The sequence below is a fragment of the Burkholderia sp. ABCPW 11 genome (assembly GCF_001523445.1).
Lineage (GTDB): Bacteria > Pseudomonadota > Gammaproteobacteria > Burkholderiales > Burkholderiaceae > Burkholderia.
Genome location: NZ_LOVM01000030.1, coordinates 1 through 24,641, shown reverse-complemented (window position 1 = coordinate 24,641; position 24,641 = coordinate 1). Strand labels below are relative to the sequence as shown.

Sequence of the window (24,641 nt, the reverse complement as noted above, 5' to 3'; positions counted from 1 at the left end):
GCCCCGATCTAGCGCGGACAACCGCGCCCACCCGCCGTTGGCGGCACAGTGCTTTCGCCTGTCGTCCGGACGACGGGCGGGGGCTTGACAGGTATGTTTCAATGGATGGTTGTACGCCCCGGCTCGCAGCGCGAGGGCGCGACGCACATCCTGGTTTTGACCCCGATTCACGAACCACAGGCGACCGACATGGCCACTCCCGTCACCATCCTTACCGGCTTCCTCGGCAGCGGCAAGACGACGCTGCTCAAGCGCATCCTGAACGAACAGCACGGCATGAAGATCGCCGTGATCGAGAACGAGTTCGGCGAAGAGAACATCGACAACGAAATCCTCGTGCAGGATTCGAACGAGCAGATCATCCAGATGAGCAACGGCTGCATCTGCTGCACGATCCGCGGCGACCTTGCCCGCGCGCTCGGCGATCTGGCCGCGAAAAAGCGCGAAGGCAAGCTCGACTTCGACCGCATCGTGATCGAGACGACCGGCCTCGCGAATCCGGGCCCCGTCGCGCAGACGTTCTTCATCGACAGCGAAATCGCCGACGATTTCCTGCTCGATGCCGTCATCACGCTGGTCGACGCGAAACACGCGAACGCGCAGCTCGACGAACACGAAGTGGTGCAGCGCCAGGTCGGTTTCGCCGACCGCCTGTTCATCACGAAGTCGGACCTGGTCGACGACCAGACCGTCGCCGGCCTCAAGCACCGCCTGATGCACATGAACCCGAAGGCCGCGATCAAGATCGTCAATTTCGGCGAAGCGGACATCAAGGAAATCTTCGACCTGCGCGGCTTCAACCTGAACGCGAAGCTCGAGATCGATCCCGATTTCCTCGCCGAGGACGATCACGCGCACGCCCACCACGATCACGATCACGATCACGACCATGATCACGATCACGCCGGTTGCGACCACGATCACGGCCAATGCGCGCACGATCACGGCCATGGCCACCACGATCACCACCACGCGCACCATGACGACAAGATCAAGTCGTTCGTGTACCGCAACGACCGCCCGTTCGACCCGAACAAGCTGGAAGACTTCCTCGGCGGCATCCTGCAGATCTACGGCGAGCGGATGCTGCGCTACAAGGGCGTGCTGTACATGAAGGGCGTCGACCGCAAGGTCGTGTTCCAGGGCGTGCACCAGATGATGGGCAGCGACCTCGCGGCCAAGTGGCTGCCGGCCGAGAAGAAGACCAACAAGATGGTGTTCATCGGCGTCGACCTGCCGCAGGACCTGATTACCGACGGCCTCGACGCCTGCCTCGCCTGACCCGCGCGGGCGCCTGCCGCCCCCGCTGCCCGGCCGCCTTCGCAGGCGGCCGCGGCAGTCGCGCGGCGCCTTTTCCGGGCAGGGTTTCGTCGTCATCGCTTTTTCGCGATTTGCGCGTTATATTTTCTAGATATTGGCGTGGCCGACGGGGATCGACCCGATACGGCGCCCGCTTGCGATTCAGTTACAATACGTGCCCGCTGGAGTACGGCAACAAACAGGCCCGGTTCTTGCTGAACCAGTTATCCGGGCATCGCAACCGCGCCGGATCGCCCATCCGCCTCCCGGCCGCGGCCGATGCGATCTGCCGCGCAGCACACCGGTTCGCAGCGCGCGCAAATCAGCGCCAGGCCTATCCTGGTATTTGAGAACCGGTTTCCAGAGGCTTTCGGCCCCGCGGCGGCAAATCGCAAATGATTGCAAGCGCGGTTGCGGGTAATCCCAAAGTGCAGGCACTATCTCTTGATTTGCCGCACATTGAAGAAGCAAGCAGATGACGAAGAAACTCTTGACCGAAGCCGAAATCCTGAAGATGAGCGACAAGGATTACATGAATGAGGATCAGCTCGCCTTCTTCAAAAATCGGCTCGAACAGTTGCAGGCGGACATCCTCAAGAATGCAGGCCAGACGACCGAGAACCTGCGCGAGACGGTGATCGTCCCCGATCCCGCCGACCGCGCGACGATCGAGGAGGAGCACGCGCTCGAGCTGCGTACGCGCGATCGCGAACGCAAGCTCCTCAAGAAGGTTCAGCAGTCGCTCGCCCGCATCGATTCCGGCGATTACGGCTGGTGTGAGGAAACCGGCGAGCCGATCGGCATTCCGCGCCTGCTCGCGCGTCCGACCGCCACGCTGTCGCTCGAGGCGCAGGAGCGCCGCGAGTTGCGCCAGAAGCTGTTCGGCGACTGATCGAGCGGCATTCCGCTCAGACACGCTGCTTCCCGGAAGCGCGCGGCCTGCCGCGCGCTTTTTGTTTTTCCGGCGCCGGCTCCCGGCCGCCGGCCGATTTGCCTCCCCCTCTTGATATCCCGGCGCCCGCCCTAAAATGAAACGAATGTGCGCCGGGCCGCTTCCCGGCGCACCGCGGATTCACGCGGCGGCCCCTCGCGCCGCCCGACTCTTCCCCGTTTTTCTCAAGGAACGCAGATGGAGCAATTTCACGGCACGACCATCGTTTCGGTCCGGCGCGGCGACAAGGTCGCGCTCGGCGGCGACGGCCAGGTAACCCTCGGCAACATCGTCATGAAGGGTGGCGCGCGGAAAGTGCGGCGGATCTACAACAACCAGGTTCTGGTCGGATTCGCGGGCGGCACCGCCGATGCGTTCTCGCTGCTCGACCGCTTCGAGGCGAAGCTCGAGAAGCACCAGGGCAATCTCACCCGCGCGGCCGTCGAGCTCGCGAAGGACTGGCGCACCGACCGGATGCTGCGCCGCCTCGAGGCGATGCTGATCACGGCCGATGCGACCACCACGCTCGTGATCACCGGCAACGGCGACGTGCTCGACCCGGAAGGCGGGATTTGCGCGATCGGCTCGGGCGGCGCGTACGCGCAGGCGGCGGCCCGCGCGCTCGCCGAGAACACCGAGCTGTCGCCGCGCGAGATCGTCGAGAAATCGCTCGAGATCGCCGGCGACATGTGCATCTACACGAACCACAACCGCATCATCGAAACGATCGAGTAAGGACCGCACCATGAGCACCATGACCCCTGCCGAGATCGTCTCGGAACTCGACAAGCACATCATCGGCCAGGCGAAGGCGAAGAAGGCCGTCGCCGTCGCGCTGCGCAACCGCTGGCGCCGCCAACAGGTCGCCGACCCGCTGCGCCAGGAAATCACCCCGAAGAACATCCTGATGATCGGGCCGACGGGCGTCGGCAAGACCGAAATCGCACGCCGCCTCGCAAAGCTCGCCGATGCGCCGTTCATCAAGATCGAAGCGACCAAGTTCACCGAAGTCGGCTACGTCGGCCGCGACGTCGACAGCATCGTGCGCGACCTGATCGAGATCTCGGTCAAGCAGACGCGCGAATCCGAAATGCGCAAGGTGCGCAGCAAGGCGACCGACCAGGCCGAAGACCGCATCCTCGACATCCTGCTGCCGCAACCGCGCGCGGTGGGCTTCGGCGGCAATGCCGAGCACGCGAACGACGACAACAACGCGACGCGCCAGACCTTCCGCAAGCGCCTGCGCGAAGGCCAGCTCGACGACAAGGAAGTCGAGCTCGACCTCGAGCAGCCGACCGTCGGCATGGACATCATGGCGCCGCCGGGGATGGAAGAGATGACCGAGCAGATCCGCTCGATGTTCTCGAACCTCGGCAGCGGCAAGAAGCAGCGCCGCAAGGTGAAGATCAAGGAAGCGCTGAAGCTGCTGACCGACGAGGAAGCGGCGAAGATGCTGAACGAAGAGGAAGTGAAGACGAAGGCCGTGCAGAACGTCGAGCAGAACGGCATCGTGTTCCTCGACGAGATCGACAAGATCACGTCGCGCAACAACGAAGGCAGCGGCGGCGAAGTGTCGCGCCAGGGCGTGCAGCGCGATCTGCTGCCGCTCGTCGAGGGCACGACGGTCAACACGAAGTACGGGATGGTGAAGACCGATCACATCCTGTTCATCGCGAGCGGCGCATTCCACCTCGCGAAGCCGAGCGACCTGATTCCCGAACTGCAGGGGCGCTTCCCGATCCGCGTCGAGCTCGATTCGCTGTCGGTCGAAGACTTCGAGGCGATCCTCGATGCGACCGACGCGAGCCTCGTCAAGCAGTACCAGGCGCTGCTCGCAACCGAGGACGTGCAGCTCGAATTCGCCGACGACGGTATCCGGCGCCTCGCCGAGATCGCGTTCGCGGTCAACGAGAAAACCGAGAACATCGGCGCGCGCCGGCTGTACACGGTGATCGAGAAGCTGCTCGAGGAAGTGTCGTTCTCGGCCGGCAACCACGCCGGCGAGCGCGTGACGATCGACGCGCAGTATGTCGACCGCGCGCTCGGCGAAGTGTCGCAGGACGAAGACCTGTCGCGCTACGTGCTGTAACGCGCGCGGCGGTGAAAGCGAAACGGGCGGCCCGCGGGCCGCCCGTTTTCGTTGGCGCGCCGGTTCGATGGGGCGGCGGGCAACCGTGCGGCGGCAGCCGCGCACGGCCTGCCCGCCTCCGGCAGCGCGCCCGCCGCGCCGCTTACTGCCGAACCGGCTTCTTCGCGAGCTTGCGCTGCAGCGTGCGGCGGTGCATGTTCAGCGCCCGCGCGGTCGCCGAAATGTTGTTGTTGTTCTCGGCCAGCACGCGCTGGATGTGCTCCCATTCGAGCCGGTCGACCGACAGCACGACCGGATTCTCGAGCGCCTCGTCGGCCTGCACTTCGGTCGCGTTGGTCTGCAGCGCGGCCAGGATCGACTCGACGTTCGCCGGCTTCGCGAGGTAGTTGTCGGCACCCTCCTTCACGGCCTGCACGGCGGTCGCGATGCTCGCGTAGCCGGTCAGCACCAGGATCCGCGCATCGGGCTGCAGGTCGCACAACGGCGCGATCAGGCTCAGGCCCGAATCCTCGCCGAGATGCAGGTCGACGGTGATGAACTGGAACTTGCCGCCCGCGGCGAGCCGAAGCGCCGCCTCCTTGTCGTGCGCCTGCTGGACCGCGTAACCGCGGCGCTCGAGGCCGCGCGCGAGCGTGCCCGCGAACACCTCGTTGTCGTCGATCACCAGGAAATTGTTCTCGCTCATGGGGTTTCTCCGTCTACGTGTTGGTTGAGGCAGCCGGCATCGCGACACGCGCGACCGGCAGGCGCAGCACGGCCCGCGTGCCGCGCCCGGCCGCGGCGCCGGCCGGTCGGCCGTCCGGCGTGCCGGCTGGCCGTTCGGCCGCACGGGCACCCGTGCGTTGTCCCGATGCGGCCGCCGCGTGGCCGTTCGCCGCACCTGCGGCCCGCCCGTTGCCGCCGGCCGCACGCGGCGCGACATCGGACAGTTCGATCTCGCCGCCCAGCCGCGCGGCCGCACTGAACGCGAGATACAGGCCGACGCCGTGCCCGCCCTGCGTGCTGTCGACCGGCATCGCGCCGAGCGATTCGCGCAGCGCGGCCGGAATGCCGGGCCCGTCGTCGCATACCTCGAATTCGATTTCGTCGGTCGCACGGTCGTGCGCGACCTTTGCGGCGAGTGTCACGCGCTGCGGGCTCGCGCGCGCGGCGTTGTCGAGCAGGATCGTCAGGATCTGGCCAGCCGCGACCGTATCGTCGAGCGCGACGCCCGACGGGCGCGCGCCGAGCAGCTCGAACTGCACGTGCGGATGCCGCAGGCGCCAGTGCTCGACGAACGTGTCGAGCCAGTCGTCCACCGGCTGGCGGCTCGCCGGCGCGCTCGCGCGGCTGCGCAGGCGCGCGAGCGCCGACGTGCAGAGCGTCATCTGTTCCTCGAGCACCTTCAGGTCGGCCTCGTAGCGCGCCAGCCCCGGATCGGCGCGCGCCGCGTCGCGCAATTCCTCGGCGAGCATCGCGATCGTCGACAGCGGCGTGCCCATTTCGTGCGCGACGGTGGCGGCCTGCACGCCGAGCGCGACGGCCCGCTCGTCGCGCAGCAGGTGCTGCTGCGCCTCGCCGAGCGCCGCGTCGCGCTGGCGCAGCGCATTCGACATGCGCGCGACGAACCACGCGATCAGCCCGACGCTGACCATGAAGTTCGCCCACATGCCGGTCCGGTAGTAATCGAACAGGTTCGCCGGGTTGTCCATGTTGAGCGGCACCGAATCGAAGCCGAGCGCCGCGTAGCACGCGACCGCGAACGCCGCGAGCCAGATCATCAGGTGCCACGGCAGCACGGCTGCCGCGATCGCGAGCGACGGCAGGTACAGCGACACGAACGGGTTGGTCGTGCCGCCCGACAGGAACAGCAGCGCGGACAGCGCGCCGAGGTCGACCCACAGCTGGCCGAGCAGCTCGAAATTGGTCTCGGGCCGCGCGCGCAGCACGCGCACCCAGGTCAGCGCGTTGAAAACGATTTCGAGCGCGATGACCATCAGCATCGCCGGCAACGGCAAATGCACGCCGAAATAGGTCTGCACGACGCCGATCGTCACGAGCTGGCCGATGATCGCGAGATTGCGCAGCCAGAACAGGTGACTGAGGTTGACGCGCCCGGTGGTGGTGATTCGTTGCATCCGGGCAGTTTACCCGTTTAGCGCCCGGCGCCTCCAGCGGGGCCGGATCCGCGCGTACGAACGGGCGAGGCGCGTGCGCGGCGAGCCGCGTCAACCGGCCGTGCCGGCCATGCGCTGCGCGATTTCGTCGGCCAGGCACTCGGGGCATCGGCACCGCGCACCGGCCGCGGGCGGCGTGCCGTCGGGCAGCAGCGGCATCGACGCGCACCAGCAGTCGAACGGCTGCGTGTGCGCGCCGCAGTCGAAGCCGCGCCCGCAGTGCGGGCAGCGCGCACGGCGCGGGACGGAACGGGCGTCGGCGGCGGAATCGGTCATGGCGCAATCGCGAAAGCGGGCGGGACATCGCCCCACGCGACAAGCATAGCGCGGCGGCTGAATTTTGCACGCCGGCCGCCCGGCCGCGGTCGGCCGCCAACGCACGCGCGCCCGCCCGCCGGCGCCACCCGCGCGACGGCGCCCCGAATCGTGCCGCGCCATAGCCGGCGGGCCGCCGCGTGCGATGCCGCGCCGCGCCGCCGGCGTTCCGGCCGGCCCAAAAACCCGATGCTGCGCTGCGCCACTCCTGTACAATTCGCCCTGTTTCAACCGTTCCCAGCCAGAGCCGCCGCCATGTCCGAGCCCATCGACCTCTCGCAGATCGCCCCCACACTGAAAGCAGAAATCCTCGCGGAGGCGCTGCCGTACATCCGTCGCTACCACGGCAAGACCGTGGTCATCAAATACGGCGGCAACGCGATGACGGAAGAGCGGCTCAAGCAGGGCTTCGCGCGCGACGTGATCCTGCTGAAGCTGGTCGGCATCAACCCGGTGATCGTCCACGGCGGCGGTCCGCAGATCGATCACGCGCTGAAGAAGATCGGCAAGGCCGGCACCTTCATCCAGGGCATGCGCGTGACCGACGAAGAGACGATGGAAGTCGTCGAATGGGTGCTCGGCGGCGAAGTGCAGCAGGACATCGTGATGCTGATCAACCACTTCGGCGGCCACGCGGTGGGGCTGACGGGCAAGGACGGCGGCCTGATCCACGCGCGCAAGCTGCTGATGCCGGACCGCGACAACCCGGGCCAGTACATCGACATCGGCCAGGTCGGCGAAGTCGAGGCGATCAACCCGGCCGTCGTGAAGGCGCTGCAGGACGATGCGTTCATCCCGGTGATCTCGCCGATCGGCCTCGGCCAGGACGGCCTCTCGTACAACATCAACGCAGACCTGGTCGCCGGCAAGCTCGCGACCGTGCTGAACGCCGAGAAGCTGCTGATGATGACCAACATCCCGGGCGTGATGGACAAGGACGGCAACCTGCTGACCGATCTGTCCGCACGCGAGATCGACGCCCTGTTCGAGGACGGCACGATTTCGGGCGGCATGCTGCCGAAGATCTCGTCGGCGCTCGACGCCGCGAAGAGCGGCGTGAAGTCGGTGCACATCGTCGACGGCCGGATCGAGCATTCGGTGCTGCTGGAGATCCTGACCGAGCAGCCGTTCGGCACGATGATCCGCTCGCATTGAGCGCGCGCCGCCCGCCTGCCGGCCCCGCTCTGCCGGCCCCGCTGCGGCGCCGGCGCATCTCTCGCAGCCGGCCGCGCGCCGGCGCACCCGTCTGGCTGTTCGATCTCGACAACACGCTGCACCATGCGTCGCACGCGATCTTTCCCGAGATCAACCGTGCGATGACGCAATACATCGTCGACGCGCTGCAGGTCGGGCGCGCTGAAGCCGACCGCCTGCGCAACGGCTACACCGAGCGCTACGGCGCCGCGCTGCTCGGCCTGACCCGCCATCACCCGATCGACCCGCACGACTTCCTGCGCGTGGTCCACACGTTTTCCGACCTGCCCGCGATGGTGCGCGCCGAGCGCGGCCTCGCGCGCATCGTCGCCGCGCTGCCGGGTCGCAAGCTGGTGCTGACCAACGCGCCGGAGAACTACGCGCGCGCGGTGCTGCGCGAGCTGCGCATCGAGCGGCTGTTCGAGCGCGTGATCGCGATCGAGCACATGCGCGACCGCCGTGCGTGGCGCGCGAAACCCGACCATGCGATGCTGCGCCGGATACTGCGCGCCACGCATGCGCGCGCGGCCGACGCGATCCTGGTCGAGGATACCCGCAGCCACCTGAAGCACTACAAGCGCCTCGGCATCGGCACGGTATGGATCACGGGGCACCTGCCCGGCCATCTGCCGGCAACCGGACGCCCTCATTATGTCGACCAGCGCATTCGTTCGTTAAAATCGCTGCGACTGGGCACTCGATCGGGGCGACAAAAATGCAGCCGACTTACCCGCAGGACCAAGCCGTAACGGAAAGCCAGGCCACACCGTCCCGCCCGCGCCCGAAGCCGGGCGAGCGCCGCGTCATGATCCTGCAGATGCTCGCGGCGATGCTCGAAGCCCCGAAACCCGAGAAAATCACGACGGCCGCGCTCGCGGCCCGGCTCGACGTGTCGGAAGCCGCGCTGTACCGGCATTTCGCGAGCAAGGCGAAGATGTACGAAGGGCTGATCGAGTTCATCGAGCAGGCACTGTTCGGGCTCGTCAACCAGATCGTCGCGAAGGAGCCGAACGGCGTGTTGCAGGCGCGCACGATCGCGCTGACGATGCTCAATTTCGCCACAAAGAACCCCGGGATGACGCGCGTGCTGACCGGCGAGGCGCTGGTCGGTGAGGACGAGCGCCTGACCGAACGCGTGAACCAGTTGCTCGACCGGATCGAGGCGACGGTCAAGCAATGCCTGCGGGTCGCGCGCACGGAAGCGGGCGCGCCCGACGGCGCGGCGCCGTTCGTGCTGCCGGCCGATTACGATCCGGCCGCGCGCGCGAGCCTGCTCGTCAGCTACGTGATCGGCCGGTGGCATCGCTTCGCGAAGGGCGGATTTCAGAAACCGCCGAGCGAACAGGCCGATGCGCATTTGCGGCTGATCCTCCAGTGACCGCCATCTGACGCGCACACACCGGCGCCGCTCGCGATCCGCCGCTGCTCCGGCCACATCGCAATTCGAACTCGTCCAATTTCGCACTTCTCCCAATCACGCCAATTTCCACTGGCTCGGAATACAAACGGGAGTGAACGGCGTGAATCGCGGGTTTTCGGCGTTGCGTCGCCACCACGTCCGCGGCCGTACGGCGTCAGCGGACAGGCCGGCGGCGCGCACGGGCGGCACGAATCCGTTCATGGCCGAATCGGTCTGCCGACGCTCCGATATGCCGACCAGCGCCGGCGCGTCGCGACGATCGCCAGACAGGACCGCCAAACGCATCATCCTTCACGCAGCCAGCGAACGAGCATCCCTGCCGACGCATAGCCGCGCAACGTCGCCGCATACCCGTCGAACCGATACGCGACTTCGCTGACGCGATTGTTGTAGTAATCGCTCTCCGCGATCAGCACGTCGAGCAACGAGCGCCGCCCGAGTTGATGCCATTGATCGAAAAACGCGCTGCGCACGCGATCCGACTCCGCCGTCAGATCGTGATACTGGTCTGCGCGCGCTTCGAATGCACGCGCGTCCTGATCGGCGCTGCGTACCTGATACTCGAGATCCAGCCGAGTCTGTTCAACGTCGTGCCATCCTGCCAACGCCCGGTATGCGGCTGCGTCGGCCTCCGCCGTGGCCGCACCGCCGGTGAACGCGTTCCAGCGCAGCGTGAGCATCGTTTGCCATGGCATCCGGCGTCCCAGCGCGTCGCGCCCGGTACTCGTACTGACGACCCAGTCGAGTTGCGGGCGGGACGATGCCCGCACGGCGTCTCGGTTCAGATCGGCGGCGGCGGCTTCCGCGCGTGCCTGCTGAATGCGCGGACTCTCGTCGAGCGCCGACATCAGCCGCTCGAGCCTGCCGGGTTGCAACGGCCAGCTCGCGGCCGCCGGAATCGGCACCGGCCGTTCGCCCACCAGCTTGCGCAGGTTCAATTGGGCATCGCGATATCTGGCGAGTGCGGTGTCGCGGCTCGCCTGTGCCTGCAGCAGCCGGGCCTTCGCCTGCGTCAGTTCGCTGCCGCGGCCACGATCGACTGCGACTATTTCGTCGAGCATGTTCACGAGCTGCGTCATGCGGTCGACGAACTGCTGGCTCAGCATCGCGATATTGCGTTGCTTCGCGAGTTCCACGAGCGTGCTCGACACCTGATACGCGGAATCCTCCATCTGCAGGACGTAGCGCTCCTGATTCGCACTGGCACGCTCGCGGCGGCTACCGATCAGCTTGTCGGTGCGCCCCCAGTCGAACAGCGTCGTTGTGAGATCGGCATTGACCGAGTTGCCCGGGTCGTAGCCGATGCCCGCATTCGAGCCGAACTGCGCCGAACGCGTTCGCCCGCTCAATTGCAATTGCGGCCAGCGCGCACCCTTCGCCTGGTCGACGTCCGATTGCGCGGCCTGATATTCCGCGTACAGCCGTCGCACCTGCGGGCTCGTGTCGATGGCGGCTTCGGCGGCTGCGTACAGAAGCCGCCTCACATCGGCCTCGGTCGAGAACGATCGCTCGGACAATACGCTCCGGTCGCCGGATTCGCCCGGTAGCGCGGGGGCCGGTTGCGTCGGCTCCGCCTCGGGATCGACGCGTGCCGACTGAAGAGCGGCCGCGGGCCGCACGATGCCGGTCACGGCAGCGTCGCTCGCGGCTGCGAACACGAAGGCCGGCACGGCTGCAAGGAGTGCGGCCGACAGCGATGCGAACGGATGCGCCAGACGCACCCGGCGCCCGAAATTCCGATGACTCATGCTCAGCGCTCCCGGAAAGCCTCGCGGGCCTTGAAGATCGGTTTCAGCAGATAGTCGAGCACGGTCTTCTCGCCAGTCCGGACATCGACCGTCGCCTGCATCCCCGGCAGGATCGGCAGCCGCTTGCCCGCCACCTCAAGCGCGTTCGCGTCCGTCTCGACCATCAGCCGGTAATACGTTGCATCGGGGCGGCCCGCGGCGGCCCGCTGCTCGTCTTTCACCGCATCCGGCCCGACGCTGACGACGTGCCCCGAAAGCCCGCCGTAGATTGCGAAATCGTATGCGCTGACCTTCACGAGCACCGGCAAGCCTGGATGCAGGAATGCAATGTCGGAAGGCTTGATGCGTGCCTCGATCAGCAGCCTGTCGTCAGCCGGCGCGATCTCCATGATGTGCTCGCCCGGCTGCACGACGGCACCACGCGTGTGGACCCGTATGTTCTTCACGACGCCGCGCATCGGTGCGACGACATCCGTCCGATCGAGCACGTCGGCACGGCCGACGAGCGACTCGCTCGCCTGGGCGAGCTCCGGCTCGAGCCGCGCCAGCTCCGTGCCGGCATCCGACCGGTAGCGATTCCGGCGCTCGACGATCTGCGCGTCGAGCTCCGCGGCCTGCCGCTGCATGCGCAGGATTTCAACCTCCGAGATCAGCCCTTTCGAGGCCAGCGGCGCGGACATTGCCACCTCGCGCGACACGAGCGCCCGGCTTTGCCGCAACGCGGCGATCCCTTCGTCGAGCAAGCGCCGGCGCGCCAGATAGGCCGCCGTTTCCTGCCGGACGAGTTCCGGTTCGCGCGTCACCTCGTCGGGAAACGCGAGCGGCGTACCGTATGCTTCGGCACGCAATCGCGCGAGCGTCGCCTTCAGACCGAGTTCTTTCGACCGCAGCTCGCGATAGCTGGAAGCCGCCCGCGTCGGATCGATCTTGGCAAGCCGTTGCCCTTTCTCGACGAGCTCGCCTTCGCGCACGGCAACCTCCTCGACGATTCCGCCTTCCAGGCTCTGTATCACCTGCTCGCGGCTCTGCGATACGACGGTCGCCTCGCCGCGCGTGACCTCCTCGACGCGCGCGAAACCGGCCCATGCGAGTCCCACGCATAACACGGCGGCCACGACATACAGCACGCTTTGCGCGCCGACGGACGACCGCACGAGCAGCGCTTCGCGGATGTCGTCCATGAATGCGGCATCCTGCACGAGCAGCTTCGGTTGCCGCTCGCGCCGTCGGAATATCGATCGAAAGTTCATCGCTCCGCCTCCATCGCCGGAGTGGCCGATGCGTCGTCGGCCGCGCCTCCGGACGCGGACGGTCGCGGCGTGACGGTCATCCTTCCTGCCGGCGCCTGCGCCACCGGCTCCGCGGACGCGCGCTCGGCCGATGACGTCTCGACCGACAGCGCCGCGAGCACGTGTGCCTTCGGCCCATCCATCACGATCCTGCCCTGATCGACGATCACGATGCGATCGACGAGCGCGAGCAACGGCGCCCGGTGCGTGACGACGACGAGTGCCTGGCCTGCCGTCGCCCGCCGCAGGTGTTCGATGAACAACGCCTCCGTCTGCGTGTCCATTGCGCTCGTCGGCTCGTCCAGCAGCAACACGCGCGGTCGCGCAATCAGGCTGCGCGCGAGCGCGACGAGCTGCCGCTGGCCGCCCGACAGCTCGCTGCCGTTTTCGCCGACCGGAAGATTGATGCCGAGCGGGTGACGCGCCACCAGCGCGTCGAGCCCGGTCAGCCTCAATGCTTCCAGCAGGATGTCGACGGTCGCGTCGGGGCGGCCGATCGTCAGGTTCTCGCGCAGCGTGCCGTGGAACAGACGGCTGTCCTGAGCCACGTAGCCGAACGTTTTCCGCCAGTCGGCCGGTGCGATCTGCTCGCCGTCGAGACCGTCCGCGAGCAGCTTGCCCTCGGTGGGCCGGTACAGGCGCGCGAACAATCGCAGCAGCGTCGATTTGCCGCTACCGATCCGGCCGAGGATCGCGATGCGCTCGCCGGCCTGAATCTCGATCGAAACGCCGGTCAACACCGGGGCGCTCTGCTGCATCGGCGGCGCCGGATAAGCGAACGACGCATTGTCGAGCTTCACGTGACCGGTCAGCGGCGGGCGGGCGAGATATTCCCGTGCCGGATCGTGGTCGACCGGCATCGCCATCAGCTCGTCGAGCGAATTCAGCGCGGCCTTCGCCTGCTGAAAGCGCAGTGCGAGCCCCATGACCATGCCAAGCGGCGCGGTCGCGCGGCCGGCCAGCATGACCGCACCGATCAAGGCGCCTTGCGTGAGCTCGCCCGCGCCGATCAGGTAGACGCCCGCGATCACGATCACCACGGTCTGCATCTGCTGCAGGAACGCAACGGCGCTCGTCGCCATGCTGGAGAGCTGTCGCGACTTCATCGACGATGCGGCAGCCTTCGCGCTGAAGGTATCCCAGCGATGACGCATCGCGCCTTCCCCGCCGACCGCCTTGAGCGTCTCCAGCCCTTCGATCGATTCGATCAGCACACCCTGCTTGAGCGACGCTTCGCGCAGGTTCTCGCGCATCGCGCGTGCGAGCGGCCATTGCACGGCCACGCCAATGCCGATGATGATCGGGATCATCAACAGCGGAATCCAGCCGAGCGGGCCGGCGACGGCGAAGATCACGCCGACGAACAACAGCACGAAAGGCAGGTCCGACACCGCGGACAGCGTGGCCGACGTCGCGAAATCGCGCACCGACTCGAATTCGCGCAGCCGATGCGCGAACGAGCCGGCCGAGGCCGGCCGCCGCTCCAGCCGGATCGCCAATGCCTGACGAAACAGCAGGCTGCCGAGCACGAGATCGGCCTTCTTGCCGGCCGTGTCGAGCACATGCGCGCGCACGTGACGCGAGACGGCTTCGAGCAGCATCGCCAGCGCGACGCCGATCGCCAGCGACCACAGCGTCACGTAGGCCTGATTCGGCACGACGCGGTCGTATACGTTCATCGTGAAGAACACGCTCGCGAGGCCGAGCACGTTGATCAGGAATGCGCCGAGGGCCGCGCTCGCGTAGTAGCTGCGGTAGCGCCACAGCGTGCGCAACAGCCAGTGCCCGGCCGGCTCGGGAAGCGGATCGCCGTCCCGGCCGTCGGCTTTCGCGATCGGCTTGACGAGGAGCGCGTATCCCGAATACGAGCTCGAGATTTCCTCCTCGCGGCACTCGACAGGCTTCGCACCGAGCTCGGGCATCATCACCCGGAAAACGACGCGCGCGCTTCCCGGTTCGGCCCGATCGACACGGCGGCCAAGCAACACGCATGCACCGCCATCCCGTCGCAGCAGCACGATCGGCATGAGCGCGTCGGGCAGCAGCGACAGTTTGCGTTCGACCAGCGTCGCGGTCAGCCCGGCTTGAGTGAGCAACTCGAGTGCAAGAGACGGCGTCAGACACGCGGACATCGCGAGCCCGGCCGTCAACGCATCGCGCGTGCGGCCATGGCCGTAGTAGTCACAGATCCAGGATGCGGCATCCAGCAGACTGTCACGTTCGATCGTTTCGGGCAACACGGTATCGCTGCGCTGCTCGGTATCGCTATCAGTTGTTCGGGAGTTCATGAGGTCGGTCATTAAAGGGGCGGCCGGCAGGATGTCGCCGCGTTCGCATGGACCGGGTTGCCCGGACGATTCGCAACGCGCGATCGCGGCGGCGTTTCGGACCGCGCTCACGATGCGTTGCATCTCGGTGACGGCTATGCAGGCGAGGGAAACTGCATACGCTGTTCGTCACCACACCAGGCAATCGACACGGCGCCATGCGTCTTTATGTCGAAAGATCTCGACTGTACGGAAGGCCTAAGTGACGCGACATATGAAGAGTCCTAAAGTCGGATCAAAACCATTAGGACAAGATCGAAACGTCGAAATGACACAGGGGAGCGTCCACCGTGTCTCCGTGACTGGCGACACCGGTCGAATGCACCGCCAGGAGAAACGGCGGAGGTACGGCGGAGGTACGGCGACGAGCAAATCGGACAAGGATGCGCCGACAGGCGCGCATGACGGCGTTTGCGTCATGCGCGCCTGTCGATGCGAAGAGCGCTCAGACGAGCTGAGTCGTCACTGACGACTGCACCATCAACTCGACGTTCAGTGTCGCGTTCTCGTACACCACATAGGCACGGCCATGAATGGCCGCAAGACCCTGATTCGTCCAGTTGCCCGCATCCAGGCCGGTCATACCGGAGAGTTCGATGCGATCACCTGCGTTGCCGTGCACCATCATCTGGGTATGGCCGTCGTTACGAAACAAATCCTTCTGACCGAGCGTCAGCACGTCGCTCATCGACAGCTTCAGCGTGTTGTCGCCCGTACCGGTTATATCGATGATCTCGATCGACGAAAGTTTGTCGGTTCCGCCAACGTTCACCAGTTTCGACAGATCCATCACCTGACCCGAGCCTGTAAGCTTCAGTGTGTCGATGCCGGCACCGCCGTGAACGCCCACCTCCGCCCCATCGAAATAACGAACATCGCCGACATTGAAGACATCGTCCCCGTGTCCGCCGGTATAGAAACCCGACAGCAAGACGACGTTCTGAATGTCGTGTACCGGCTCGACGCCAGTCGACAACGCATCGCTTGGACTAAGATCGAATTTGATATTTTCAAATCTGTTGGAAGTTCGAATCCAAGGGCGCTGGTTCCATTGCCACACCATCGCACCGCCTTCCTGTTGCCCCGTGCTTTCCAGCATAGAGTAATACCCGGTCGTGATGCTCATGCTGGAAAACGCCTTGCCGGCTGGCATTCTGAACGAGACATCCGCAATATTGTTGGGCATGGTAGGCACGTATTGAGTCGAAATTACCAACCCTTTGGCATCGTAAAAGATGACAGCCGTTCCGACTTCCACTCGCGTATAGCCATTACTAGACGTCGCTCCGGTTTGATCTCCGAACACCCTCATGCTAATACCGGTCGCCGAAAATCCGTCGAGCGATATGTTTAGCCGCCCCATACATCCCAGCGTACTTTCTCCGGATGCGTTCTTACCGATGCTGGCAGCGCTCTGTGCGGCCGGTACGCCGGGAATGCCCGCCACTTCCAGAGTTGCGACGTCTGTAACCAACTTGCGGAAGGCGCCGCTCGGCTGATCGCCCACGTCGAACGATTTTCTCGCCTCCATTTTCGACCAGCGCCAATCCGACGAATTGCCGGCCTGATCGACCACTGCCGCGCATACCTTCATTTCGGCTTTCCAACCCGCACCCAGTGCAACCTTTACACTCGTGGGAACTGCCAGCGTCACGCTGCCGGACTTGATGTCTTGCGCCGTCAATTTGTAATCGATCGTATAGTCGCCCAATATGACCTTGACCGTATCGCCCGCCGCCCCGCCGGTCTTCGCAATTCCAACCTGGACAGTGCCCTTCGCGGCATCCAACATCAAACTCTCGGGCGCTCCCGGCGCTGTCATGTCGAGCGTCACATCATAAGATTTCTGCGTTCCCGCAATACCCTGACTATTCACTACCCGCGTATCGATCGCCCAGTTTCCGGGATGCGCATTCGGGTCGATCACCACCCACGTACCATCAGACTTCGTCAACGCGTCTTGCCAAGTGCGTCCACCATCGGTCGACACCTGCACTTTCTCGCCCGCTGCCAGCGCCGCCGATACATGGCCGCTCAACAAGCGGCCCGCCGTGCCGTCGTTCGTCAGACGATCGAAATTGAAACTGCCGCTATCCCGCCCCATGCTGTCCAGCAATGCCTGCGCCAGGGGCGTCGGCGGAGTGGGTGGAATCGGCGGCGCCACGGGCCCGATTACCACGTCGTAGCCCGCCGACGCCGCACTCGTGTTGCCCGCCGGATCCATCGCCGTCACCGTCATCGCATGCGTGCCGTTCGACAGCCCATACGGCAACTGGAACGTCCACGTCCCGTCGATTCCCGTCGTCGTCGTGCCCAGCACCTTCGCGCCGTCGTACACCGTCACCGTCGAGTAGGCTTCCGCGCGCCCCGACAACTGCGGCGCCGTGCCCTGCGTCGCCGCCTCGATCTTCGGCTGCGACGGCGGTGTCGTGTCCACCTGGATTCCGTACGACGTCGACGGCACGCTCATGCCCGCGTCGTTGCTCGCGCGCGCCGTCAGACGGTATTCACCGTCGCGCAGCGATTGCGACATCGCGAAACTCCACGTCCCGTTCGCCGCCACCACCGCCGTGCCGATTTCGCGACCGTCCACCAGCACATGAATGATCGAGCCCGCGGTGCCGCGCCCGCTCACCGACGGGCGCGAGTCGTTCGTCAGGCCGCCTTTCGCGATGACGCCCGTATAGGGCGGCATGTTGTCCATTACTGCATCGATCGTCGGACGCGACGGCCGCGTCACTGCCTTGGCTGTTGTCATAGCCATTCCCGAATTAAATTAGTTGTATTGATCGCCTGATAGCGAAACTACACATCTAAAGTGGCTGATATCACCACCACACAGTATTCAGACGCGCCCTATCGCCTATTCCGGCACGAAAGCAAATCAAACAAGCTGAGTCGCAACCGACGACTGCACCAGCAGCTCGACGTTCAGCGCCGCGTTCTCGTACACCACGTAGGCCAGACCGTTAACGGCCGCAAGACCCTGATTCGTCCAGTTGCCCGCATCCAGGCCGGCCATACCCGACAGCTCGACGCGGTCACCCACGTTGCCGTTCACCATCATCTGCGTATGGCCGTCGGCACGGAACAGATCTTGATGGCCCAACGTAAGCACGTCGCTCATCGACAGTTTCAGCGTGTTGTTGCCAGTTCCCGTCAGGTCGAACACTTCGATGCCCGTGACCTTGTTCGTGATGCCGCTGTTCAATGCGGTGATGTCCAGGACCTGATTCGCACCGGTCAGCTTCAGCGTATCGATTCCCTTACCGCCGTGAGCGCCGCTGCCGTCCTGGTTGAAATACGACACGTTCGACACGGTAAACACCGTGTCGCGATTGCTGCCATGGTAGGCACCTTCGACAAGATTCTGGGCCGTCGCCGGATCCACAAGTTGATCCGGGGTATTTTTAGCGAATTCAAAATTGTCCAGCCATGTCAACACCTGTGCCGCGGATTCGCGCCATGCCTGGTCGAACACGATCGAACTGAACAAAAGCCCATCCGGCATATCGATCTCAATATGCTGGCTTGCGCCATTCTTCGCTACGATATCCGGGGCGGTATAAATCAGGTTTCCATTGCGGTCGTAGAAAGTCAGCACGACTCTTTCTTCAGTTGTAACATCTCCCACGTCGAACGAAAAATGCGACGCGGTCAATCCATCACGAAGATCGAGCCGAACCTTGCCAGCCAAATTCAACGACATGCTTGGCGACGGCATAGACATTCCGCCCCCACTGGTATCACCCGAATAAAGACCTTGTTTCCAACTGGTTTTTGCGATGGTATCGATTCCCGTCAAGTCGAAGTACTGAAGCGAAACCTTTTGTCCACCCGAAATCGATACTGATTGGCGGCTATCGAAATTCTCAGAAAATCCGCTAGCATTGAGGTACGAAGAAACGTTGCCGGCGGTGTCGACGATCGCCGCGGCAACCGGCCCTGTGGAAACGGCGAAGGTCGCGGAGCCCGAAGAGATTTCCGCCGCTGTCAACGCGTGCATGAAGCGCTTGTCGCCGACCTGCACCGAGATCAGCGAGCCCGGTTGCACCAGTTCGCCCGCAAACTTCACGGTGACCATCTCGTTCTTCTGAAAAATCGCCGTGGGCGCGGCGACCGATGTCTTCAACGTTACGTCTGCCACGCCGGTCCCACCTACGATGCCGGCTGAGTTGACCACCCGCGTCTGGATCGTCCAGTTGCTCGTATGCGCATTCGGGTCGATCACCACCCACGTACCATCAGACTTCGTCAACGCGTCTTGCCATGTGCGGCCACCGTCGGTCGATACCTGCACTTTCTCACCCGCTGCCAGCGCCGCCGATACGTGACCGCTCAGCAAGCGGCCCGCCGTGCCGTCGTTCGTTACGCGGTCGAAATTGAAGCTGCCGCTGTCTCGCCCCATGCTGTCCAGCAATGCCTGCGCGTGCGGGGCGGGGGGCGCCACGGGCCCGATCACCACGTCGTAGCCCGCCGACGCCGCACTCGTGTTGCCCGCCGGATCCATCGCCGTCACCGTCATCGCATGCGTGCCGTTCGACAGCCCATACGGCAACTGGAACGTCCACGTCCCGTCGATTCCCGTCGTCGTCGTGCCCAGCACCTTCGCGCCGTCGTACACCGTCACCGTCGAGTAGGCTTCCGCGCGCCCCGACAACTGCGGCGCCGTGCCCTGCGTCGCCGCCTCGATCTTCGGCTGCGACGGCGGCGTCGTGTCCACCTGGATTCCGTATGACGTCGACGGCACGCTCATGCCCGCGTCGTTGCTCGCGCGCGCCGTCAGACGGTATTCACCGTCGCGCAGCGATTGCGACATCGCGAAACTCCACGTCCCGTTCGCCGCCACCACCGCCGTGCCGATTTCGCGACCGTCCACCAGCACATGAATGATCGAGCCCGCAGTGCCGCGCCCGCTCACCGACGGGCGCGAATCGTTCGTCAGGCCGCCTTTCGCGATGGCGCCCGTATAGGGCGGCACGTTGTCCATTACTGCATCGATCGTCGGACGCGACGGCCGCGTCACTGCCTTGGTTGTTGTCATCGCTTTTTATTCCAGAAATCTCGTTGTTTCGTTGAATGTCGGCGCCTGACGACCATCACCCCACTTGCGGTACGATCGTCCGGCTTGGTCCGCCACTTACTCCGGCATGACCTGAATCTCGACGCGTCGGTTCTGCGCACGGCCGTCGGCCGTCGTGTTCGATGCAACCGGATCGGACGATCCCATGCCTTCCGATACGAATTGCGCGGCCTGCAGGCCGCCGGTACGCAGATACGTTGCAACCGACCGCGCACGCGACTCCGACAAACGCCGGTTATGCGCCAGTGAACCGGTTGAATCCGTGTACCCGGTAATCGTCACGCGCTGAAAACCAACGCCCTTGTTCGCGTCCAGGAACCGGTCGAGCCGGCGACGCGCGTCAAGCGTCAACTTGGCGCTATCGATCTCGAAGTTGGCATTGCCTTGCAGCAGTACCTGACGTTGCGGGGCGGGCTCGGGGCGAGGCTCGGGCACCGGCAAAGGCTGTTGCGCGGCGGGTTGCTCGACGCGCGGCGGCACCGGCTTGCCGCACACGAAGGTGATTTCGCGAGGATCCGCGAGCGCGGTATTGCCGCGCATGCGATCCACGGCCTCCAGAACCGTCACGTCCTTGCCGGCGCAGAGCTTCTCCGCCACCGCACGGCACGCGTTGCCGCTCGACAGCAGGCCATCGCAGGTCGCCCGATAGGCTGGCTGCGACTGATTCGGCACGTCGATTGCACGAATGCTGTGGGTTGGCCCGGACTGGGTCGCGCATGCGCCAAGCATGACGACGAGCGCACCGGCAGAGCCGGCACGAAAAACGTGTTGAAGTGTTTGCATGATGCTGTTCCCGCTATCTGCGGAAGATTGAAGGAATGGGATGGGATCAACGGCGCTGAGTCACGGCGGATCGCCGCGCGCGGACTGGCGGAGAAACGTTGCCAACCCGCGGCGATCTGCCGTGAGACCGGGCCCGGAGGCCCGGGCCCGTCTTACCACTGATATGCAGCACCCACGCCGAAGGTGTTGCCACCGCTGCTGAGGCCAACGCCGGCACGCATCTTGATGTTTTCCGTAATGCGTGCCTCGCCACCGAGCGATACGGCCTGGTATCCCTTGTAGGACGCCCCGCCGATGCCGAACGAGATGTTCTTGCCCGGATCGACGCTCGGAATCATCGCCAGAGCGGTGGCGGCCGCGATACCGGAGTACGCGTTGCGCGACAGATCATTGATCTGGCCTTGCATGCCGCCCATCGCACGGTCGAACTGCCCCTTGCTGACGGCATCGGTCGCCTTCACGCCATCCGCGATGTTGACGATTCGGCGCTCGGCTCCCTCCTTGCCTACCGAAACGGTATTGGCTTCGGTGGCGGCCGAGTCGTGACCGATCGCGACTGCATTGGTTGCACCGGACGCGACGCTTGCGCCCTGACCGACAGCCGTGCCGCCTTCGGCGTTGACCTTGGAGTTCGCACCGAACGTCGAACCGTCGTTGACACCGTTCGCGACCTGCGCACCGGAGCCCGCAGCCGAGTTGCCGTTACCGTCGCCCGGCTTCGCCGCCAGGATCTGACCGCTCGTCGAGCCACTACCGCCGGTGACGTCGATCGCGCCGGTTCCGGACGTACCGCCGCCGCTCGACCCGCTACCGCTGCCCGACTCGCCCAGACCGGCGATACGGCCACCGAGATCGTCGACCTTCCCGCGCAGCTCGGAGAACTGGCCAAAGTTCACGGCGTCATGCTCTTGCGTGCCCTTGGCCACGTTCGTCAGCACTACCGGGCCCGACGACATGCCGTTGCCAAGCGTCACGCGGCCGTAATTCGGCGTGCCTTCCGGCAGCTTGTCGTACACCACCGCGCCAGCCAGGCTGACGCTGTCGCCGATGCCGTTCTGGATCTTCGTGACGCGATTGTCGATGTTCGTCAGCGCAGCGCCTGCATTGTCGAACTTCTCGCCACCGATCTCGTACGTGGGGGCAATCACCTTGCCCGTGCTCGGATCGATCGTCGCGCCGCCGCCCAGCGCGCTGGTCACGCCGCGCAGTTGGCTCACGTTCACGGCATCCGTCGAATCCTTGCCGGACGCGATGTTATGCAGTTCGACCGGTGCGGACACGCCTGCACCACCCAGCGTGACGGAAGCGTAGTTCGTCGTGCCGTCGGCGTGCTTGTCGTACACCACCGCGGACTGCAGTTGGCCGTTGTCGCCCACGAGGCCCGCCGAGCGAAGTTGCCGCACGTTGACCGCGTCGGTGTCGTCGGCGCCGTCCGCGACGTTCTTCAGCGCGACCGGGGCCGCCGCGTTCTTGCCGCCGAGCGACACCGCGCCACGCGATGCGTCGTCGTACTGCACGGCATTCTCCGCAACCGCCTGCAGCGAGTCGATTCGCGTCGTGTTGCCCGACACGCGTTCGTCAAGGTTCGACATGGCGTCTCCGACGTTGCGATACTGCGTCGTTCCACCCTTCGCATCCGACAACTCGTACGTCGGCGCCGTCAGCTTGCCGGTGACCGGATCGAACGATGCATGGCCACCAAGTCCTTGCGCGACATCCCGCGCGATCGCGTTCATCTGGGCTCCATTCACCGCATCGGTGCTGTCGGCCGCGAGCGAGCCGTTGGCGACATTGCCGATCACGGTACCGTTCGAGCCGCCGAGCGTCACGTGGGTCTTCGACGCGTCGTCGTACGCAACCGCGTTCGGATCCGTGCCGCCGACACCGCCATTGCCACTTTCAGCCGCGGCCTTCAGTGCGTCGTTGACGTTGGTGTAGGTCTTGCCGCCGACCGTGTACGACGGTGCCTTCACCGACCCATCGGCATCGATCCCCGCACCGCCGCCAAGCGCTTCCGTTACCCCCGTCAGCTGCGACACGTTCACCGCGTCCGTCGAGATCTTGCCGGATGCCACGTTGTGCAGCGCGACCGGAACCGCGGCCCCCATGCCGCCAAGCGTCACCGAACCGAAGTTCGCCGTGCCGTCCTGGTTGCGGTCGTACGTCACTGCGGCAATCGCCTTGCCGTCGTTACCGATCAGGCCCGACGACTTCAGTTGCGACACGTTCACCGCGTCCTTGTCAGCCACACCCGCCTTCACGTTCGACAGGATCGTGCCTTCCGCACCGGCCAACGTCGCTTTCGCCTTCGTCGCATCGGCATAGGTCACCGCCAGCGACTCGCCCGTCGTCGGGTCGATCACGCCACCGTCCTTCAGCGACTGTTGCAGACCGGCGAGGTTCTCGTTCGTCGCGAACAATTGGGCACCCGTCACGGCATCCTTGCTCGTCGCCGACAATTCACCGGTCTTCACGTTCGTGAGCGTCGTGCCGTCTGCACCGGCCAGCGTCACGGCGTCCTTCTGTGCACTGTCGTAAGTCACCGCGTTCGGGTCCGTGCCGCCCTGGCCTTGACCAGCTGCCGCGAGCGCATCGCCGACGTTGTTGTAGACCTTGTCCCCGACCTTGTACGACGGCGCCGTGATCGTGCCGTCACCGGCGATGCTCGTGCCGCCGCCCAGCGCGTCCGTCACGCCCTTGAGCTGACTCAGGTTCACCGCGTCGGTGCCTTGCGTACCCTTCGCAACATTGACGATCTGGCGCTGCATCTGCTCAGAGCCAACCGACAACGCATTGCCGCGGTTCGCGACCGAACCGGCACCCAGCGCCACACCGCCCGCGCCGGCCGCCGTCACGCTTGCATTGGCACCCAGTGCCATCGCATCGCTGACGTTCTGCATGACCGATGCCGACGTGCCCATTGCGATACTGTTTCGCGCGCCGACCATCGTCTTCGCGCCATCGCCGATAGCCACCGAACTGTCGCCGATCGCGCTGACCTTGTTGTTGCCGAGCGCAACCGAATTGTCACCGTTCGCTTTCGCCTCGGAGCCGACAGCGATCGCACGCACACCGTTCGTCGTCACCATGCTGCCGATCGCGACCGAATATTCCTGATCGACGCCGGTCTGGGCCATGCTGCCGATGCCGACGGAATGGTCCGATCCGGCGACCGACTGCAAGCCGACCGCGACGGCGTTGACCCCGGCCGCTGCCGACGCCACACCGATTGCCGCAGCCGTACCCGACAGCGGATCGCGACCGTTCATCGACGCGATGTTGGGTATGCTGCCGTCGTCGCCAAAGCCTTCGATCGCCACGAAGCTACCGGGCTTCGAACTGACGTCACGAGTCTGCTTCAGGGCCATGAGGTGGTTTTGCTGCTCCGCCACCGATGCGTTGATCTGATCCAGCGCAGCGTACAGCTGCGAGCCGTTCACTGCATCGGTGCTCTGCGCATCGACCCTGCCTTCGCCGACGTGAACGATCCGGCGCGTCTTGCCCTCGCTGCCAACGGCGATCGTATCGGCTTCCTCGGCCACCGAGTTGTAGCCGATCGCCACCGAATTCACGCCGGTAGCGCGTGCACCGGAGCCCAGCGCCATTGCATATCGATTCGTTGCATTGGCTCCCGCACCGATCGCGACGGTCTGGTCACCGACCGCACGCGCAGCGATGCCGTTCGACTTGACCTTGATGTACTTGAAGTCAATGGCACCGTTGACGAGCTTGTCCTCGAGATCGTCGAGACCGCCAGTCAATTGATCGACGTTGACCGCGTCGGTGCCTGCGACCCCCGTCGCCACGTTCGACAGCTTCACCGTCTGACGTACATCCATCCCGCCCAGCGTCACCTTGCGATAGTCCGGCGTGCCGTCCGCATTCTTGTCGTACGTCACTGCGGCCAGTGCCTTGCCGTCCTTATCGACCAGACCCGACGACTTCAGTTGCGACACGTTCACCGCGTCCATGTCGGCCTTGCCGGCCTTCACGTTCGACAGCGTCGT

General features: G+C 65.2%; 17 protein-coding genes. 7 read left to right on the top strand and 10 right to left on the bottom strand.

Going from position 1 to position 24,641, the window contains the following annotated elements:
- Positions 1-189 precede the first annotated feature (189 nt).
- The 4 genes from WS61_RS11440 to hslU all read left to right on the top strand — a co-directional run bounded on the left by WS61_RS11440 (position 190) and on the right by hslU (position 4,319).
- Complete coding sequence (locus WS61_RS11440) at positions 190-1,281, top strand: GTP-binding protein (RefSeq protein WP_059500586.1); 1,092 nt, start codon at positions 190-192, stop codon at positions 1,279-1,281.
- A gap of 493 nt (positions 1,282-1,774) precedes the next feature.
- The gene (gene dksA / locus WS61_RS11435; RefSeq protein WP_006477498.1) at positions 1,775-2,191 is read left to right on the top strand and encodes an RNA polymerase-binding protein DksA; all 417 of its coding nucleotides are present in this window, start codon (positions 1,775-1,777) and stop codon (positions 2,189-2,191) included.
- Positions 2,192-2,428: 237 nt separating this feature from the next.
- Positions 2,429-2,965 (top strand): ATP-dependent protease subunit HslV, encoded by a 537-nt coding sequence (hslV, locus tag WS61_RS11430; RefSeq protein WP_006760749.1) that lies wholly within the window; start codon positions 2,429-2,431, stop codon positions 2,963-2,965.
- Positions 2,966-2,975: 10 nt separating this feature from the next.
- The gene (hslU, locus tag WS61_RS11425; protein WP_059500585.1) at positions 2,976-4,319 is read left to right on the top strand and encodes an ATP-dependent protease ATPase subunit HslU; all 1,344 of its coding nucleotides are present in this window, start codon (positions 2,976-2,978) and stop codon (positions 4,317-4,319) included.
- A gap of 142 nt (positions 4,320-4,461) precedes the next feature.
- On the opposite strand, the gene WS61_RS11420 is transcribed toward hslU, so the two are convergent.
- From WS61_RS11420 to WS61_RS11410, 3 genes are all read right to left on the bottom strand, one after another.
- Positions 4,462-5,004 (bottom strand): response regulator transcription factor, encoded by a 543-nt coding sequence (locus WS61_RS11420; protein WP_021156278.1) that lies wholly within the window; start codon positions 5,002-5,004, stop codon positions 4,462-4,464.
- 13 nt (positions 5,005-5,017) lie between these two features.
- Positions 5,018-6,436, bottom strand: coding sequence for an ATP-binding protein (locus WS61_RS11415; protein ID WP_059500584.1), 1,419 nt, complete (start codon positions 6,434-6,436; stop codon positions 5,018-5,020).
- 90 nt (positions 6,437-6,526) lie between these two features.
- On the bottom strand, positions 6,527-6,751 hold the full coding sequence (locus tag WS61_RS11410; protein WP_059500583.1) for a cysteine-rich CWC family protein: 225 nt from the start codon (positions 6,749-6,751) through the stop codon (positions 6,527-6,529).
- A gap of 294 nt (positions 6,752-7,045) precedes the next feature.
- Between WS61_RS11410 and argB the strand changes: the two genes are divergently transcribed.
- The 3 genes from argB to slmA are packed head-to-tail and all read left to right on the top strand — an operon-like array spanning position 7,046 to position 9,362.
- Positions 7,046-7,945 carry an acetylglutamate kinase gene (gene argB, locus WS61_RS11405; protein WP_027785735.1) on the top strand — a complete coding sequence of 300 codons (900 nt, stop codon included), beginning with the start codon at positions 7,046-7,048 and terminating at the stop codon, positions 7,943-7,945.
- Positions 7,942-8,733, top strand: coding sequence for an HAD-IA family hydrolase (locus WS61_RS11400; protein ID WP_059500582.1), 792 nt, complete (start codon positions 7,942-7,944; stop codon positions 8,731-8,733). The genes argB and WS61_RS11400 overlap by 4 nt, the downstream gene beginning before the upstream one ends.
- Positions 8,700-9,362: a nucleoid occlusion factor SlmA gene (slmA, locus tag WS61_RS11395; RefSeq protein ID WP_059500581.1), complete on the top strand. Its 663-nt coding sequence runs from the start codon at positions 8,700-8,702 to the stop codon at positions 9,360-9,362. Before WS61_RS11400 ends, slmA begins: the two co-directional genes overlap by 34 nt.
- Positions 9,363-9,688: 326 nt before the next feature.
- On the opposite strand, the gene WS61_RS11390 is transcribed toward slmA, so the two are convergent.
- The 7 genes from WS61_RS11390 to WS61_RS11360 all read right to left on the bottom strand — a co-directional run.
- The gene (locus tag WS61_RS11390) at positions 9,689-11,152 is read right to left on the bottom strand and encodes a TolC family protein (RefSeq protein ID WP_059500580.1); all 1,464 of its coding nucleotides are present in this window, start codon (positions 11,150-11,152) and stop codon (positions 9,689-9,691) included.
- A 2-nt stretch (positions 11,153-11,154) separates the two neighbouring features.
- Positions 11,155-12,402 (bottom strand): HlyD family type I secretion periplasmic adaptor subunit, encoded by a 1,248-nt coding sequence (locus tag WS61_RS11385; RefSeq protein WP_059500579.1) that lies wholly within the window; start codon positions 12,400-12,402, stop codon positions 11,155-11,157.
- Positions 12,399-14,729 (bottom strand): type I secretion system permease/ATPase, encoded by a 2,331-nt coding sequence (locus WS61_RS11380; RefSeq protein ID WP_059500663.1) that lies wholly within the window; start codon positions 14,727-14,729, stop codon positions 12,399-12,401. Before WS61_RS11380 ends, WS61_RS11385 begins: the two co-directional genes overlap by 4 nt.
- A gap of 484 nt (positions 14,730-15,213) precedes the next feature.
- The gene (locus WS61_RS34840) at positions 15,214-17,526 is read right to left on the bottom strand and encodes an Ig-like domain-containing protein (protein WP_179949676.1); all 2,313 of its coding nucleotides are present in this window, start codon (positions 17,524-17,526) and stop codon (positions 15,214-15,216) included.
- 126 nt (positions 17,527-17,652) lie between these two features.
- On the bottom strand, positions 17,653-19,812 hold the full coding sequence (locus WS61_RS34835) for an Ig-like domain-containing protein (RefSeq protein ID WP_157692726.1): 2,160 nt from the start codon (positions 19,810-19,812) through the stop codon (positions 17,653-17,655).
- A gap of 96 nt (positions 19,813-19,908) precedes the next feature.
- Entirely contained in the window at positions 19,909-20,634 is a 726-nt protein-coding gene (locus WS61_RS11365) for an OmpA family protein (protein WP_059500578.1), read from the bottom strand.
- 152 nt (positions 20,635-20,786) lie between these two features.
- Positions 20,787-24,641, bottom strand: a 3,855-nt coding sequence (locus tag WS61_RS11360) for a YadA-like family protein (protein WP_179949675.1), incomplete at its 5' end; no start/stop codon positions are given.